Here is a 15,530-nt window from a genome sequence, read left to right as displayed (position 1 = left end):
CCCGGGCGGATAGCGGTCAGACCAGGCTACGCCGCCCTCGGCGCGGCTTCCCGGCGGGCGGGCTCCCTCGGGGGCGGAGTCGGCCCGGGAGGCCGCGGTGGCGCCCCGGACCCGGGCGCGCGCCGTCGGGTCACGGGCGTGTCCGGCACCGTCGGGTCACGGGCGCGCCGTCGGGTCGGGCGGCGCCGTCGGGGCAGGGGCGCGCCGTGGGGTCAGGCGGCTCCGTCGGGCGGCTCCGTCGGGTCACGGACGTGTCCGGCGCCCGCCCGTGCCTGCCCGTGCCCGCCCCGGCCGGCGGTGCGCGGGCGGCCGGGGCGGCCGGCGCCGGTTCACAGCGCGGCGCGGGTCCGTGCGACGAGCTCCCTTGCCCCGGCCACGGTGGCCGTCAGCTCCTCGGCGGTGCTGCCCGGCGCCCCCAGCAGTTCGCTGACGCGCCGTGCGAAGCCGGCGGGTGCGCCCGGCAGCGTCCCGGCGACGGCCAGCGCGCCCTTCTCGTTCAGGCACCACCGGCGGTCTGCGGCGAACAGCGCCTGCACGAGGACGCCGACGGCCCGTGACAAGCACAGCGAGACGTACAGGCCGTCCGCCCGGGCGGCGCCCTTCGCCGCACCCTCCACCAGGAACTCCGCCTCCCAGGCGGCTGCCGTCAGGGCGTCCCGCAGCGGCTCGGGGTAGTCGGCGGTCTCCCGCCGGAGGCCGCTCAGCTCGCCCGTCGGATCGGCGAGCACCCGTCCGAGTGCGACCTCGCCCGCGTAGCAGGGCGACCAGAACCCGAGCGGGTGCCCCGCCTGGGTGCCGACCTCGTACCGGCCCTCGCGGCACCGGTCCCAGACCTGTCTGACCCGGTCCAGGTCCCGCAGGATCCAGTCGACGGCGTTTCCCTCGGCCCGCAGCCATGCGCCGCCGTTCACCCAGGGACCCCAGTCGCCGGGTGCGGCCACCTCCACCCCGGGCCCGGCGAGCGCGCGCAGCGCCCCGAGGTCGAGGTCGCCGCGGTAGTAGACGCCGAGGTCCCAGTCCGATCCGGGCCGGTGCTCGCCGCGGGCCCGGCTGCCGCCGAGCATCACGCCGACCACGCCGGGTACCGCGGCCAGGCGGTGCGCCATGTCCGTGATGATCGCTTCCACGGTGCGAGTGTGACACGGACCCGGCCCGGGCCGGCCGGCCCGGGTCCGGTCAGGGCGCCCCGCCGTCCGGCGGGGCGGCGGACGCCGCGACGTGCAGGGCCGCGGTCAGATAGCGCTGTACGACCGCCAGTTCGGCGGCCGTGAACTCCCCGGCCGCGCCGACCAGGCCACCGATGAGCGGACCGAAGAAGGACCGGCCGAGGTCGACGGCCTCCTGTTCCACGGCCAGCAGCACCCGGCGACGGTCGCGCTCGTCGCGCGTGCGCCGCACCAGGCCCAGCCGTTCCAGCCGGTCGAGCAGGGCGGTGGTGCCCGCGGAGTTGAGCTTCAGGGCCTCGCCGAGCCGGCCCGGGGTGACGGTGACCCCCGCCCGGTCGGCGTCGAGCAGCCGGACCAGCGCCCGCAGATCGGTCGGGTGCAGTCCGTTGCGCTCCGCGAACTCGGCGCCGCGCAGGTGGAGTTCCATCGTGACCGCGCGCAGCAGGTGCACCAGCCGCATCGAGGGGTGGTTGTCGTCCGTCGTGGGGCCGCCGTCCGTCGAGGGGGCGTCGGCCGCCGCGGGGTTGTCGGCCGTCGTGGGGTTGTCGTCTTCGCTCACCCGGCTACTATCTCGCCGAGCGAGATGATTGGTCAACGAGACGATTCCCAGGGGGCCGCCGTGTCCGGATCACCGGAGTTCTTCGCCGCCTACGAGGCTCTGCTCGGCCGCTGGCCGGCGGGCACCGCCGAGATCGACGTCCCGACCCCGTACGGCACGACGCGCGTCCACGCGTACGGTCCCGCGCAGGCCCCTGCGCTGCTCCTGCTGCACGGAGGAGGCGCCACCGGGGCCGTCTGGTTCGCGAACGCAGCAGCGCTCGGTGCGCACCACCGGGTGCTGGCCGTCGACATCCTCGGGGACGCGGGCCGCAGCGTGCAGGCGGGCCGCCCGCTGCGCGGCGCCGCCGATCTGACGGCCTGGCTGGACGCGCTCCTCGACGGGCTCGGAGTCCGGCGCGCCGGCATCCTGGGCCACTCGTACGGGGCCTGGATCGCCGTCACGTACGCCCTGCACGCGCCGCAGAGGGTCGACCGGCTGGTGCTACTGGACCCGACCCGGTGCTTCGCCGGCCACCGCCCGGGGTTCCTGCTGCGTTCGCTGCCCGTGCTGGTGCGCCCCACGGCGGACCGTGTGCTCGCCTACGTCGACCGCGAGACGGCGGGCACGGACACCGACCCGGAGTCCAAGCGGCTCTTCGCGCTGGCCGCCTCGGGATTCCCGCACCGCAGGCTGGTCGTCGGCCGCCGCCCGGACACCGCGGCACTGACCGTCCCGCTGCTGGTCCTCCTCGCGGGGCGCAGCGGCGCCCACGATCCGCAGAAGGTGGCGGCCCGCGCCCGCGGGGCCGTCCCGCACGCCCGGATCGAAACGCTCGCGCACCTCACCCACTACGCACTGCCGACGGCGGCCCCCGCGCAGACGAACCGTCTGGTCTGCGATTTCCTGACGGCCGCCGCGGGGCCGGCCTGATCCGGAAGCCAGGTCCCGGGACGGCTCCGCAGGGGGCCGGCCGGGTCCGCAGGCGGGGCCGGCCGGGTCCGCGGGCCGGGGCGGTCAGTCCAGGTCGAGGTGGTAGGCCCCGGCCACGGCGTCGGCGAACAGCGTGAACTGGACCCGGGGGCCCGCCTCGCCGTGCTGGGCGCCCTGGGCGTCGCTCTCGCCGTCGAGGTCCATCTCGACCGGCTCGGCGTCCACCAGGACGTACTCCCCGTAGCCCTCGAAGTCTCCGGGGCCGTCGGCGACCCCGATGTGGATGGGGGTCTCGTCGGGCAGTGCCGCCAGCGCCTCGCGGAGCCGGCCGGCGGTCCACACCTGCGGATTGTGATGGAACATATCAGCCATGCAGCGACATTAGAGGGCGAAGAGTGCACCACGGGCACGGCACGCCGGACGGTTTCCCCCCTCAGCGACGACACTCACCCGGAGCGCGTCCAGAGCCCGGCCAGCTGCCCGTGGAGCACGTCCTGCGCCTGGCGCGGGGTGAGGTGGCCGATGAGGACGTGCGCGGTGAGGCCGTCCGCGAGGGCGAGCAGCGCACGGGCCTCGCGCCGCGGATCGAGGGGCGCGGCGCGGCCTGCGTCCTCGGCGGCTTCCGCGATGAGCCGCGTGAAGGACTCCTGCAGGGCGGCGTAGTTCACCTTCAGCGTTGCGGCGAGCGGCTCGCTGACCACCGCCTGCGCGACGAAGGCCAGCCAGACCCGGGCCTCGGCCCGGTGTTCCTCGCGCAGCAGGGCCACCTCGGTGGCCGCGTGGCCCAGCGCGGTGCCGGCCGACTGGGCCGGGCTGCGGACGAGCCGGGCCCGTACGCGCTCGGCGATGCGCTCGCCGACGTACCCGAGGGCGAAGACGAGCATCTCGTCCTTGGTTCGGAAGCACCGCTGCACCGCACCCATCGACACCTGTGCGCGGGCCGCGACGTCGCGCAGGGTCACGCCCTCCAGTCCGCTTTCATCGGCGAGGCGGCAGACGGCCTCGGCGATGAGGCGGCGTCGGCCCTCGTGGTCCACCTGTCTGGGCATGCCCGGTCTCCTCCAAGCCGCGGCGGGGCTCCCCGCCACGCCGGCGAGTTTATTCGATGCGAGCGCATCGGTTAGCGGGCTATGGTTCCGATGCAAGTGCATCGGAACAGGGAAGGGAGGGGGTCCACACCATGCCGGATCCTTTGTGGAAGCTGTCGGCCGCCGAGCAGGCGCGGGCCGTGCGCCGTGCGGACGTGTCGGCCGTGGAGCTGGTCGACAGCCATCTGGAGCGCATCGCCGAGGTCAACCCGCAGGTGAACGCGGTGACCCAGCTCATGGCGGAGCGCGCGCGGGCGGCCGCCGCCCGCACCGACCGGCTGCGGGCCCAGGGCGTGCAGCCGGGGCCGCTCGCGGGCGTGCCGTTCACGGTGAAGGAGACCACCCCCGTCGAGGGCGCGCCGACCACCTTCGGCACCCCTCGCTTCCGCGGCCTGGTGGCCCCGGCCGATGCGCCCCCGGTGGCGCGGCTGCGCGCGGCGGGCGCCATCCCGATCGGGCACGCCAACCTACCCACCCTGGTCCTGGCCGGCATGCACACGCGCAGCGAGCTGTACGGCGACACGCTCAACCCGTGGGACCGCACGGTGACTCCGGGCGGCACCAGCGGCGGCGACGCGGTGGCCGTCGCCACGGGCATGGCCGCGCTCGGGCTCGGCAACGACTCGGGCGGATCGGTGCGCATCCCGGCGCAGTTCTGCGGGGTGGCCGGGCTGAAGCCGTCGACGGGCCGGTTCCCGGCGGACCACCGCGTCCTGGGGCCGGAAGACCCCGGCCCGGCGTCCCAGATGCTCGTCACGGACGGGCCGCTGGCGCGGTCGGTGGCCGATCTGCGGCTGGCGTACGAGGTCCTGGCCGGCACCGATCCCCGTGATCCGCGGGCCGTGCCCGTACCCCTGTACGGAGAACCGCTGCCGGGGCCGGTGAAGGTCGCCGTGGTCGCCGACCCGGGCGGGCTGGGCGTCCATCCCGCGGTGCGCGCGGCCGTGGCGGCCGCCGCCGACGCGCTGCGCGATGCGGGGTACGACGTGCGCGAGGTGGCGGACGTACCGCGCATGGCCGAGGCCCTGGAGGCCTACGGCCGGATCGCGGTCACCGAGTTCGCCCGCAGCTGGCCGGCGGTGCGCACGCTCCTCGGCCCGGGCGGGGACCGGTACATCGCGATGATGATGGAGCAGACCCCGCCCGCGAGCGCCGACGAGCTCGTGGAGCTGATGGGCCGCCGGCTGAACATCCGCCGGTCCTGGGCGGAGTTCCTGCACGAGTACCCCTTGCTGCTCGGCCCCGTGTTCACCGAGCCGCCCGTCGAACCGGGGCTGGAGTCGCGCGACCGGGCCGGGCGCGACCGGGTCGGGGCGGCCATGCGGCTGTGTACGGTGACCAGCTTCGTGGGCGTGCCGGCCGTGGCCGTGCCGACCGGGGTGACCGACGGGCTGCCGTGCGGGGTCCAGATCGTCGGGCGCGCCTTCCGGGAGGACCTGTGCCTGGACGCCGCCCGGGCGGTCGAGGACCGGCTGGGGGTGCTCACCCCCGTGGATCCGCGGGGGTGAGGCGGTGGCGCCCGGCGGCCGTCAGAGGCCTCCGGTGTGGAGCAGCCGGTTCGGGGTGTCGGCCGGGACCCCGGCCAGGGCGTCGCGCACGGCCTGTCCGGTGAGCCAGGTGCGGATCTGGGCGGGCGTCGCGGCGGGGTGTGCGGAGAGGTACAGGGCGGCGGCGCCGGTGACGTGCGGGGCCGCCCACGAGGTCGCGGCGGAGTCGTCGGTGGCGGTGGAGCCGCTCGCGAGCGCGGAGGTGATCTTCTCGGCGGGGGCGTAGAGGTCCACGCAGGGGCCGTGGCCGGAACCGAAGCCGCCGCCGTCGGTCCAGTGACGGTCGTCGGCGGTCGCGGCGGCGACGACGATCGCGCCGTGGGCGCCGGCCGGGGAGTGGCCGCACGCGTCGTCGTCGAAGTTGCCGGCCGCGACGACCGTGGTGATCCCCGTTTCGATCATGTGCTGGACGGCGGTGTCGAGAGCCGTGGAGCGGCCCTTGAGGTTGAGGGACATGTTCACCACGGCCGGGCGCCGCGCGTGGGCGGTCACCCATTCCACGGCCTTCAGGACGGCGTCCTCCGGCGCGGTGCCCGGGGAGGCGGTGCCCGGGGAGGCGTACTTGGTGCGGCTGCCGCCGCCGCCCTCCTCGCAGGCGATCCCCTGGACGCGTACGAGGGACGCCTTCGGGGCGACGCCGTAGGTGCTGCCGCCGATGATGCCCGCGACGAACGTGCCGTGGCCCAGTCCTGCACCGTCGTAGCAGTCACCGGCGTCCGGATCGCCGACGAAGTCGGCGCCGAGGGACGCCCGGCCGCCGAACTCCGGGTGCTTGACGTCGAGCCCGGTGTCGATGACGTAGACGTGCACTCCGCTGCCGTCCGCGCCCGCGGCGAACTTCCCGTCGAGCGGACGGCCGCGCTGGTCGAGCCGGTCGAGGTTCCACGGAACTCCCGTCCGTACGAACGGCTTCGCCCCGGCCGTACCCGTGGGCGGCGCCGTACCGGACGGCACCGCGGCCGGCGACGGCGCACCGGATCCCGGGGCGCCGCCGGCTCCACCGGCGCCGGTCCCGGCACCGCCGGCGGGCACGTCCTCCGGCGCGCACGCCGAAAGCCCCAGTGCCGCCAGCGCCACGACCGCTGCGAGCACGGCCCCTCTGCTGCGCCCGTGTCCCATGACCGGTCCCCCTCCGTGCGCTTCCGCCCCGTCGGGGGCGGAGACGCCTGGAAGGCCACGCCGGTTGCCATCCGGCTCGGTCCCGTACCCGGCGGCGGGCCCGCCCGGCCGGGCGGGGCGGGTCAGGGGTCCGCAGCGTCCCGGGGCGGGTGCTCAGCCGTTCAGGGACTGCATCAGCTCCGGGGCGTACCGGTCGCCCGAGACCACTCCGTGCGGGGCGACGGCGTCGATGGCGGCCAGCTCCGCATCCGTGATCGTCACCGCGGTGGCGGCGATGTTCTCCTCCAGGTACCGGCGGCGCTTGGTTCCCGGGATCGGCACGGCGCCCTGGCGCAGCGTCCAGGCGAGGGCCAGCTGCGAGGGGGTGACGCCCTTCTGCGCGGCGAGGCGGCGCACCTGCTCGACGACGGCCAGGTTGCGGCCGAAGTTCTCGCCCTGGAAGCGGGGGTCCGTACGGCGGAAGTCGTCCGCCGCGAAATCGTCCGGCGTGGTGATCGCACCGGACAGGAAGCCCCGGCCGAGCGGCGAGTAGGCGACGAGCCCGATGCCGAGCTCGCGCAGGGTGTCGAGGACGCCGTCGTACTCGATGCCGCGCTCGAAGAGGCTGTACTCGGTCTGCACCGCGGCGAGGGGGTGCACGGCGTGGGCACGGGCGATCGTGGCGGGCGCGGCCTCGCACAGGCCGATGTGGCGGACCTTGCCGGCGGCGACGAGCTCGGCCAGGGCGCCGACGCTCTCCTCGATCGGGACGTTCGAGTCGACGCGGTGCAGGTAGTACAGGTCGATGTGGTCGGTGCCCAGGTGACGCAGGGAGCGGTCGGCCGAGCGGCGGATGTACTCGGGGCTCCCGTTGTGCCCCCGGAACGCACCCTCGTCGCTGAACTCGATGCCCGTCTTGGTGGCGACGACGGCGGCGTCGCGGCGCCCGGCGAGGGCCTTGCCGAGGAGCTGCTCGTTCAGGAAGGGGCCGTAGCCCTCGGCGGTGTCGAGCAGGGTGACGCCCAGTTCCAGGGCGCGGTCGATCGTGGCGAGGGACTCGGTCTCGTCGGTGGCTCCGTAGTGGGCGCTCATCCCCATCAGACCGAGGCCTTCGGCGCCGACCTCGAGGCCCTGGCCGCCCAGTGCGCGGATCTCCATGACGTACTCCTCTGTAAGTAACTAACTGGATAGTTTGACTATGCACCCGGGTCCCGTCGCATGTCAATAACCAGATAGTTACTTGCTAGGCTTCGCCCATGGCACGGGACTCCAGCGCGACCAAGGCACGCCTGCTCGACGCGGCGTTCTCCGAATTCGCCGCCTACGGCATCGCCGGCGCGCGCGTCGACCGCATCGCCGAGGCGGCGCAGGCGAACAAGCGGCTCATCTACGTCTACTACGGCAACAAGGAGCAGCTCTTCGACGCCGTGCTCCAGCGGGCGCTGGAGACCGGCGCGGAGTCGGTCCCCTTCGACGCCGAGGACTTGCCCGGTTACGCGGGCGCCGTCTTCGACCACCTCGTGGCACAGCCCTCGCTGATGCGGCTCGTGCTGTGGAAGCAGCTGGAACGGCCGGGAGCCACGGACGCGGAGTCGGCGTCGTACCGTGGCAAGATCGCGGCGGTGGAGGAGGCGCAGAAGGCGGGGTACGTCGACGCCACGATGGACCCGGCCGACGTCCTGACGCTGGTGATCGGCCTGTCCCAGGCCTGGTTCGGCGCGGTGGGCGGCCCGGCGGCGGGCGAGTCGGGCATCGGCTGGGAGGCCGAGCGGCTCGCCCACCACCGCGCGGCGGTCACCGAAGCCGTACGCCGCACCACGGCTCCGCGCCGGGATCCGGCCTGAAGGATGCCGCTGAGGGTTTGGCCCCGGGCAGGCCGGGGTGGCGCTTGATCTGCTGTTTCACCCCGCGAGCGTGAGGTGGCGCAAGGTGGCGGCAGCGGCCTGGACGGCGTGGTGGAGGCCGTCGCCCCTCCGGCGGCAGTCAGGAAGGACCTTCGAGTCCACCTCCGGGTTCTTCATGCGGGCGAAGTGTGCACGACACGGGCACGGTCCCTTCGGCGTGCGGCACCGCCCCCTCCCGCCCGCGCGCAGCCCCCGGGCTACTTGCCGTTCAGGTGGGTGGACAGCCGTGACAGCAGAGGCAGCGCCGCCTCCAGCGTCTCCCGTTCGTCGCGACTGAGGAGATCGTTGATCGCGGCGCCGAGCCAGTCGGCACGCCTTCGGCGCTCCTCGGCCAGCCGGCCACTTCCCGCCGGCGTGAGGTGGAGCAACAGCTTGCGCCCGTCGCTGGGGTGCGCCTCGGCACGCACGAAGCCCTGGGCCAGGAGTTCTTTGACCGCCTTGGCGGCCGACTGGTGACTGACTCCCCGCCGTTGCGCGATGTCAGCGGTGGTCAGCGGGCCGCTGCGGTCCAGGTAGCCCAGGACGGCGGCCTCGCCGGGCGGCATCGTGTCGGCGGTGCGCACCGTGCGCACGAGCCGTCCGATGGTCAGGCGAAGTTCTTCAGCCAGCCGATTCTCGTCCATGACGCCAGCCTACTCATGTCGATCAACCCGTCTGTACACCTTGTCTCCATTGTTTACCGGGTGCCACGGGCAGGAACCCACGCAGTTCTACAACCATGTTGTACAGTTTGATTGTAGATATTCGATCGGCTCGGAAAGGGCCCGCTGTGCAGCTCACCAAGCACGCCCACGCCTGCGTCACGCTCGAGAAGGACGGCACCCGCCTGGTCATCGACCCCGGCACCCTCACCCCGGACGCGGCAGAGGCCGTCGCCCGGGCTCACGCCGTCCTGATCACCCACGAACACTTCGACCACTTCGACGAAAAGCTCGTCACCGCCGCTCTCGAAGCCCGGCCCGGGCTGCAGGTCTACGGCACAACCGCGGTCGCGGCCACCCTCGGCAGCCACGGTGGCCGCGTCCACGCCGTCGCCGCGGGCGACACCCTCAGCGTCGGTTCCCTCACCGCCACCGTCCACGGCCACCGCCACGCGCTGATCCACGCCGACATCCCGTGCCCCGACAACGTCGGCTACCTCCTCGACGACGGAGCCGTCTACCACCCCGGCGACGCCTACTTCGCGCCCGACGCTCCCGTACACACCCTCCTGCTGCCGACCAGCGGCCCGTGGACCAAGCTCGGCGAAGCCGCCGACTACGTCCGCACCGTCAAGCCCGAGCGCATCATCCAGATCCACGAACTCATGCTCAGCGACCTCGGCCAGCGCTCCACCGCCCATCTGCTCGGCGAGCAGGGCCTGACCGGCACCCCGATCGACCGCCTCCAGCCCGGCACCACCGTCCAGCTGTAGGAGAGCGTCCTCGGGGTCATCCGCCGCACGCACGAGACCGCGCGGCGTTCATCGAGCTGTTCGCATCGCCTGAGGTGGGCACCCATATCGTTGCCCGCGGCCGCGTGACGAGCTCGAACGTGCGGTGCCCGAGGTGCCCGGGCGGCGACCTGGGGTCTTCGTGGTCGACCTCGGCGCAGCGATGATCGGCATGATCACGCTCGACCGGCGCGACGCAGAACGTCCGGGGCACGTCCGTCCGGAGGCCGGGGAGGCCGAACTCGGCTACCTGCTCCTGCCGCAGGCCTGGGGACGCGGGTACGCCGCCGAGGCGTGCGCGGCCGTACTCGACTGGTACGCCGACGCGGCGCCCGGCGATCCGGTGCTGCTCTGCACCCGGACCGCGAACGCACGCGCGCTGCGCCTCGCGGTGAAGCTGGGGTTCACCGAGGTGGAGCGGTTCGAGGAGTACGGAGCCGAACAGTGGCTCGGCGTGCGGCGCCGGACTACGCGGACGGATGCGGGGGCGTCAGGATCATGGTGATGAAGTGGTCGAGGGCCGCTTCCGCGCCCGGACCGTCCGGGAGGACCTCGGGGGCGACATCGGGTGCGGTCCGGCGCAGTTCCAGCCGGCCCAGGTAAGCGGCGTACGCGGCCAGGGCGCGGTGGCGGGCCTCCTGCGGCCCGAAGCCCACTGCGCCGAAGATCTCCGCCAGGAAGGCGAGCCGGGTCCGGGTGACCCGGGCGACGACCTCGGCGACCGCCGGGTGGGCGGTGTGCGCGACCAGAGCCGGCTCCAGCCCGGCGATCTCCTCCGCACCCAGCGCGACGGCGAACAGCATCCGTGCCCGCGCCCGCGCGTCGCGCTCTTCCCGGACGGCGGCGACGACCTCCGTGGTGGCATGCCGCTCCCACGCCTCCAGGGCCGCCACGAGCAAGGCCTCGCGGTTCTCGAAGTGCCAGTAGAAACTGCCGCGCGACACCGCGAGTTCGCGGGCGAGCACGTCCACCGCCACCGCCTGCAGCCCGCCCCGGGCCAGCGCCCGCAGCGCCGCCATCGTCCAGTCGTCCTTGGTCACTTTCCCCTTGGCCATGTTCCGTACAGTACTGTATGGAACATCCATACAGAGGTGTATGGAACTGGGGCGAGAGGTGACCGCATGAGTGTCATGACCAGGCGTTTCGGGACAACGACGGACGCCGCGGAGGTCCGTCCGGAGCCGGCGATCCCTGCGGTGCGGGGCGCGGCGGTGGCGGCGGCCGGTGGCCTGCTCGCGGCGGGGGCCCTGCACGCGGTGTGGGTGTTCTCCCCGTGGCCGCTGGATTCGCGCGCGGAATTCGCGTCCGTGGTGGTCGGGGTGGACGAGTCGCAACTGCCGTCCGCACCGCTGACCTTCGCCGTGGCGGGCCTGCTGGGCGCCGCCGCGGGGCTGGTGGCGACCGGCGCCCGGCCGGCGAGCCGGCCCGGGCGGTCGTGGCCGGTGCGCGCCGGGCTCTGGACGGTGTCCGGCGCGCTCGCGGTGCGCGGCCTCGGCGGGCTCGCGGCCTCCGGGCTCGGGCTGGGCTCCAAGCCGGACGGGTTCCGGCACTGGGACCTTCGGCTGTACTCGCCGCTGTGCGTCACGCTCGGCGGGCTCACGGGGTACGTGGCCCTGCGCACCCGGCGGCACCGCGCCTGACCTGCGCCGGGCCACGGCACTCCGGAGCCGGCGCGCGCCCCGGGCGGCAGCACCACCCAGGTCGACGCACGGCGCACGGCACCCGGCACCCGGCACACAATGGCCGCCGCACCCTGGCCGACGCACGACGGCCGGAGCGCGGCGGTCACGGCCGCGACCGGCGGCGCGCCGCCTGCGTCGCCACTGGGCAGGCCCGAGGCAGCGGGGGCGCCCGGGCCGCGTGGCACCCGTCAGCGCCCGAGCCCCGTGGCGCCGGTCAGGGCCTGGGCCCGGTGGCCGGCTGGCGGGCCCGCGCGGCGGGCGCCGTGCCGCGGCGGGTCAGGCGCTGGTCGCCCGTACGGTGCGGGTCCGCGCCAGGATGGCCTCCGTGTCCACGCCCGTCGGCAGGGTCCCGTACGCACCTCCGTGTTCGCCGCCCAGCCGGGACGCGCAGAACGCCTCGGCGACCGCGCCCGGGGCATGGCGCAGCAGCAGTGACGCCTGGAAGGCCAGGGCCATCGTCTCGGTGAGCTGCCGGGCCCGGTACTCCGCCTCGGCGGGGTCGGCGAGGTGCTTGTGCAGCCCGGCCACCGCCGCGTCCAGGTGCCGGTCCGCGCCCGCCGCCCGCCCGACTTCCTCGAAGAACGCTTCGACGGTCTCCGGCTGGCGGCCCATGGCCCGCAGCGAGTCCAGGGCGGCGACGTTGCCGGAGCCCTCCCAGATCGACGACAGCGGGGCCTCCCGGTACAGGCGCGGCATGCCGGAGTCCTCGATGTAGCCGTTGCCGCCCAGGCATTCGAGTGCTTCGGCGGCGTGCCCGGGGGCCCGCTTGCAGACCCAGTACTTGGTGACGGCCAGCCCGAGTCGGCGCAGCAGCGCCTCGTCCTGGCTGCCCCGGGCGACCCGGTCGGTGGCACCCGCGAGGCGCAGGGCGACGGCCGTCGCCGCCTCGGACTCGAGGGCGAGGTCGGCGAGGACGTTGCGCATCAGCGGCTGGTCGATCAGCGCCTTGCCGAACGCCCGCCGGTGGGTGGCGTGATGGACGGCGCGGATGACGCCGAGGCGCATGCCGGACGCCCCGCCGAGCACACAGTCGAGGCGGGTCATGTTGACCATCTCGATGATGGTCGCGACGCCGCGCCCCTCCTCGCCCACCAGCCAGCCGAACGCCTCGTCGTACTCGATCTCGGCGGAGGCGTTGGAGCGGTTGCCGAGCTTGTCCTTGAGCCGCTGGAGCAGCAGACGGTTGCGGCTGCCGTCCGGCAGGACCCTCGGCAGCAGGAAGCAGGACAGTCCGCCGGGAGCCTGCGCGAGGGTCAGGAAGACGTCCGACATGGGCGCGGAGGTGAACCACTTGTGGCCCGTCAGCCGGTAGCTGCCGTCCGGGACCGGGACGGCCGTCGTGGTGTTGGCGCGGACGTCGGAGCCGCCCTGCTTCTCGGTCATCGACATGCCCGCGATCAGGCCCTGCTTGGTGTCGGGCCGGCGCAGTCCGAAGTCGTACGTGCGGGAGGCGAGCAGCGGTTCCAGCCAGGAGGCGAGTTCCGGGGTCGCGCGCAGTGCGGGTACCGCGGCGTACGTCATCGAGACCGGGCAGGAGTGGCCCGCCTCGACCTGGCCCCAGACCAGGAACTTCGCGGCCCGCGCGACATGGGCGCCGGGCCGGTCCTCCGCCCAGGGCGCGGCGTGCAGGCCGTGGGAGACGGCGGTGCCCATCAGCTCGTGCCAGTACGGGTGGAACTCCACCTCGTCGATCCGGTGGCCGTAGCGGTCGTGGGTGCGCAGCGCCGGCGGGTTCTCGTTGACCACGCGGCCCCACTCCGCCGCCCGTTCGGAACCGGCGAGGACGCCGAGGCGGTGCAGGTCGGGTATCGCCCAGTCGGCGCCCTCGCGGGCGACCGCCTCCAGCAGGGCCGGGTCGGCGGCCGCGTCGTAACCGTGGTGCGGGGGAGCCTGGTTGGTGACCTCATGCGTCTGCGGCATCGTGTCCTCCAAGGGCACGCAGGGTGAAGGTGATCAGGCCGGGGATGACGTCCCCGGGGGTCGCGTCCCCGTCCGCCAGCGGCCCGACGAGCGCTTCGGCGATCGCACCGACGAGCGCGGCGGCCGTCAGCTCCGGTGCCTGCGGCGGGAGTTCTCCGGAGGCCACGCCCGCCGCGATCTGCTGGGCGTACACGTCGCGGAACGCCCGCCGGAAGAGGAGGCGTTCGGTGTCGACGGCCGGGTCGGCGGGCTCCGCGAGCAGGGCGAAGGCGCGCCGCGGTGCTTGCAGCGCCCGATGGGCGAAGGTCTCGACGGCGGCGGCCACCCGCCTGGCGGCGCCGCCCGGGCGCTCCGTCGCCGCGGTCACCGCCTCCAGCTCGCGCGCCACGAGGGTCCGGAAGAGGGCGGCGGCCAGCTCGGACTTCCCGGAGAACGACTGGTAGACGCTGCCGGTGGAGATGCCGGCCTCCGCCGCGATCGCGGCGACCGAGCAGCCGCCGTACCCCTCACGGGAGAGCAGGCGGACGGCGGCTTCCAGCACCCGCTCGCGCCGGGCGTCGAGGCGGGCCTGTACGGCAGGGGGACGGCGGTAGGGCATGGAAGAATTGAAGCACCGATTCACTGCTTCACACCAGTCACAGACGGTGCCGGACACGCACTGCACCGGCGTGAACGGCGCGGGGCGGGGGGCGTGAGCGGCGCTGGGGCGGGCTACGGAGGCGGGCTACGGGGCGAGGGTCGCCGGGGTCGGGCCGTCGGGGCGGACGGTGATGCTGTAGGCGGCCCCGGAGGGGACGGAGTGGAAGACCGGGGCGTGCGCGGGCAGCAGGTGTTCGAGCAGGACGGTCGACTCGCGGAGCGCGAAGCGCAGGCCCAGGCAGGCACGGGGGCCGATACCGAAGGGCAGGTAGGCGCCGGGGTGGGTCGGGCGGCCGTCCGGGGCGGTGAAGCGGCCGGGGTCGAACCGCTCGGGGTCCGGCCACAGTCCGGCGTCACGGTGTGTGAGGTACGGGCAGACCACCACGTCGGAACCGGCCTCGACGAGGTGGCCGGCCAGGAGGTCGTCCTCGACGGCGTACCGGGGCAGGATCCAGGCGGAGGGGTAGAGCCGGAGCGTCTCGTGGACCAGGGCCTGTACGGCCCGCCGGCGCTCCGCCGAGCCGGGTGCGCCGGCGGCCAGGGCATCATCGCGCGCCCCGGGGTGGCGGTCGAGCAGCAGGAACAGCCAGGTCAGGGTGGTGGCCGTGGTCTCGTGCCCGGCGACGAGCAGGGTGACCAGCTCGTCGCGGATCAGGCGGTCGGTGTACTCGGGGCGCTCGGCGGCCGCGTCCAGCAGGAGGTGCAGGAGGCCGGGGCCGTCGGGACCGGCGGCGCCTCCACGGGCGGCCTCGATCGCGAGGTGGACGACGGCGTCGATCCGGGCGAGGTCGTCGGCGACGGCCTCCCGGGCGTCGACGGCGTCGGCAGGAAGGGTCGGCAGGGCGGCCACCACGGCGGCGACGGCGTTCAGTTCGCGCTCGGTACCCTCGTCGAGCGGGTGTCCGGTGAGGGAGCGCCAGATGGTGTCGAGGGCGAAGCGGCGCATCTCCAGACCGACGTCGAACGTCCGGCCGGTCCGGGCGTACGCGGCCCAGCGCCCGGCGGCGACCCGGGCGGCCCCGGTGATCCGCTGCTCGTAACGGCGCATCCCGGTGCCGGTGAACTGGGACTGCAGCAGGCGCCGCTGGCCCTTCCACGCCGCACCGGTGGCGGCGAGCACGCCGTCGCCGATCAGCAGGCGGGCGCGGTGGGAGCGTTTGACGTACCGGTCCGGGTGCAGGGCCAGGACGTGCTGGACCGCCCGGGGGTCCGTGACCAGGACCGTGGGGCCCGGCCCGAGGCGGAACGCGCCCACGCCGCCCAGCCGTTCGCGCACCAGGGTCAGCAGATCGACCAGACCGGCCCCGTCGGAGCGCCACCGCTCCACGAGGGCCGGGTCCAGTTCGGGGACGGGACGGCCCGTACGGGCGGCCTGCGGACGGGGGGCGGAGCCGGCTTCGGTGGCCACGGGTCCTCTCCTGTTCGACCGCTGCTCCGGGGGCCCGGTGCCGGTCCCCGACGGAGCCCCGGCGTCGGTCGGCTGCGTTGGCATCACGGACTGTACGGGAGCGGCGGCGCCCTGTGACAGACCGCCGGGCGCCTGCCACCGGCTGCCGGGCGGAGCACGCCGCGCGCCCCGGCGG

16 protein-coding genes and 2 pseudogenes are annotated in these 15,530 nt (G+C 74.7%); 6 read left to right on the top strand and 12 right to left on the bottom strand.

Translation table 11 applies throughout. The annotated features are described in order from the left end of the window. Nucleotides 1–329 precede the first annotated feature (329 nt). Together ACIPK4_RS14070 and ACIPK4_RS14065 are read right to left on the bottom strand one after the other, a co-directional pair. A complete protein-coding gene (locus ACIPK4_RS14070) occupies nt 330–1,106 on the bottom strand; it encodes a nucleotidyltransferase domain-containing protein (protein ID WP_402312957.1) in 777 nt (258 codons plus the stop codon). 70 nt (nt 1,107–1,176) lie between these two features. After that, nucleotides 1,177–1,626: a MarR family transcriptional regulator gene (locus ACIPK4_RS14065; protein ID WP_402312955.1), complete on the bottom strand. Its 450-nt coding sequence runs from the start codon at nt 1,624–1,626 to the stop codon at nt 1,177–1,179. 159 nt (nt 1,627–1,785) lie between these two features. Here ACIPK4_RS14065 and ACIPK4_RS14060 point away from each other — a divergent pair, with 159 nt between their 5' ends. Next, nucleotides 1,786–2,637, top strand: coding sequence for an alpha/beta fold hydrolase (locus ACIPK4_RS14060; RefSeq protein WP_402312352.1), 852 nt, complete (start codon nt 1,786–1,788; stop codon nt 2,635–2,637). 84 nt (nt 2,638–2,721) lie between these two features. Here the strand turns inward: ACIPK4_RS14060 and ACIPK4_RS14055 are convergent, their stop codons facing one another. Together ACIPK4_RS14055 and ACIPK4_RS14050 are read right to left on the bottom strand one after the other, a co-directional pair. Next, entirely contained in the window at nt 2,722–3,009 is a 288-nt protein-coding gene (locus ACIPK4_RS14055; protein ID WP_402312351.1) for a DUF6225 family protein, read from the bottom strand. A 74-nt stretch (nt 3,010–3,083) separates the two neighbouring features. Further along, nucleotides 3,084–3,686: a TetR/AcrR family transcriptional regulator gene (locus ACIPK4_RS14050; protein WP_402312349.1), complete on the bottom strand. Its 603-nt coding sequence runs from the start codon at nt 3,684–3,686 to the stop codon at nt 3,084–3,086. A 131-nt stretch (nt 3,687–3,817) separates the two neighbouring features. Here ACIPK4_RS14050 and ACIPK4_RS14045 point away from each other — a divergent pair, with 131 nt between their 5' ends. After that, on the top strand, nt 3,818–5,233 hold the full coding sequence (locus ACIPK4_RS14045; protein WP_402312347.1) for an amidase: 1,416 nt from the start codon (nt 3,818–3,820) through the stop codon (nt 5,231–5,233). A 21-nt stretch (nt 5,234–5,254) separates the two neighbouring features. Here ACIPK4_RS14045 and ACIPK4_RS14040 read toward each other — a convergent pair whose 3' ends face one another. Both ACIPK4_RS14040 and ACIPK4_RS14035 read right to left on the bottom strand, forming a co-directional pair. Beyond that, complete coding sequence (locus ACIPK4_RS14040; protein ID WP_402312345.1) at nt 5,255–6,364, bottom strand: S8 family peptidase; 1,110 nt, start codon at nt 6,362–6,364, stop codon at nt 5,255–5,257. A gap of 180 nt (nt 6,365–6,544) precedes the next feature. Next, nucleotides 6,545–7,528, bottom strand: coding sequence for an aldo/keto reductase (locus ACIPK4_RS14035; RefSeq protein WP_402312343.1), 984 nt, complete (start codon nt 7,526–7,528; stop codon nt 6,545–6,547). 98 nt (nt 7,529–7,626) lie between these two features. On the opposite strand from ACIPK4_RS14035, the gene ACIPK4_RS14030 reads away from it, so the two are divergent. After that, nucleotides 7,627–8,214: a TetR family transcriptional regulator gene (locus ACIPK4_RS14030; RefSeq protein WP_402312341.1), complete on the top strand. Its 588-nt coding sequence runs from the start codon at nt 7,627–7,629 to the stop codon at nt 8,212–8,214. A 57-nt stretch (nt 8,215–8,271) separates the two neighbouring features. Here the strand turns inward: ACIPK4_RS14030 and ACIPK4_RS14025 are convergent. Together ACIPK4_RS14025 and ACIPK4_RS14020 are read right to left on the bottom strand one after the other, a co-directional pair. Then, nucleotides 8,272–8,438, bottom strand: a pseudogene (locus ACIPK4_RS14025) (IS5/IS1182 family transposase); the annotation flags it as partial. 33 nt (nt 8,439–8,471) lie between these two features. Beyond that, nucleotides 8,472–8,897, bottom strand: a complete 426-nt coding sequence (locus ACIPK4_RS14020) for a MarR family winged helix-turn-helix transcriptional regulator (RefSeq protein ID WP_402312338.1) — start codon at nt 8,895–8,897, stop codon at nt 8,472–8,474. Between the two features lie 146 nt (nt 8,898–9,043). On the opposite strand from ACIPK4_RS14020, the gene ACIPK4_RS14015 reads away from it, so the two are divergent. Together ACIPK4_RS14015 and ACIPK4_RS14010 are read left to right on the top strand one after the other, a co-directional pair. Next, entirely contained in the window at nt 9,044–9,688 is a 645-nt protein-coding gene (locus ACIPK4_RS14015; RefSeq protein ID WP_402312336.1) for an MBL fold metallo-hydrolase, read from the top strand. Nucleotides 9,689–9,714: 26 nt separating this feature from the next. Continuing rightward, nucleotides 9,715–10,211: pseudogene (locus tag ACIPK4_RS14010) on the top strand (GNAT family N-acetyltransferase); the annotation flags it as partial. Here ACIPK4_RS14010 and ACIPK4_RS14005 read toward each other — a convergent pair. After that, nucleotides 10,174–10,761: a TetR/AcrR family transcriptional regulator gene (locus ACIPK4_RS14005; protein WP_402312334.1), complete on the bottom strand. Its 588-nt coding sequence runs from the start codon at nt 10,759–10,761 to the stop codon at nt 10,174–10,176. The pseudogene ACIPK4_RS14010 and the gene ACIPK4_RS14005 sit on opposite strands and share 38 nt — an antisense overlap. Before the next feature lie 66 nt (nt 10,762–10,827). Between ACIPK4_RS14005 and ACIPK4_RS14000 the strand changes: the two genes are divergently transcribed. Then, a complete protein-coding gene (locus ACIPK4_RS14000; RefSeq protein ID WP_402312331.1) occupies nt 10,828–11,346 on the top strand; it encodes a DUF3995 domain-containing protein in 519 nt (172 codons plus the stop codon). Between the two features lie 318 nt (nt 11,347–11,664). Here the strand turns inward: ACIPK4_RS14000 and ACIPK4_RS13995 are convergent, their stop codons facing one another. The 3 genes from ACIPK4_RS13995 to ACIPK4_RS13985 all read right to left on the bottom strand — a co-directional run bounded on the left by ACIPK4_RS13995 (nt 11,665) and on the right by ACIPK4_RS13985 (nt 15,355). Beyond that, on the bottom strand, nt 11,665–13,308 hold the full coding sequence (locus ACIPK4_RS13995; protein WP_402312329.1) for an isovaleryl-CoA dehydrogenase: 1,644 nt from the start codon (nt 13,306–13,308) through the stop codon (nt 11,665–11,667). After that, nucleotides 13,292–13,906: a TetR/AcrR family transcriptional regulator gene (locus tag ACIPK4_RS13990; protein WP_054220740.1), complete on the bottom strand. Its 615-nt coding sequence runs from the start codon at nt 13,904–13,906 to the stop codon at nt 13,292–13,294. Before ACIPK4_RS13990 ends, ACIPK4_RS13995 begins: the two co-directional genes overlap by 17 nt. 126 nt (nt 13,907–14,032) lie before the next feature. Continuing rightward, the gene (locus ACIPK4_RS13985) at nt 14,033–15,355 is read right to left on the bottom strand and encodes a cytochrome P450 (protein ID WP_402312327.1); all 1,323 of its coding nucleotides are present in this window, start codon (nt 15,353–15,355) and stop codon (nt 14,033–14,035) included. Nucleotides 15,356–15,530: the final 175 nt, after the last annotated feature.

It is taken from the genome of Streptomyces sp. NPDC086989, assembly GCF_044745505.1.
Lineage (GTDB): Bacteria > Actinomycetota > Actinomycetes > Streptomycetales > Streptomycetaceae > Streptomyces.
The sequence above is the reverse complement of the archived record's forward strand: the minus strand, read 5'-3'. Positions and strand labels throughout refer to the sequence as shown.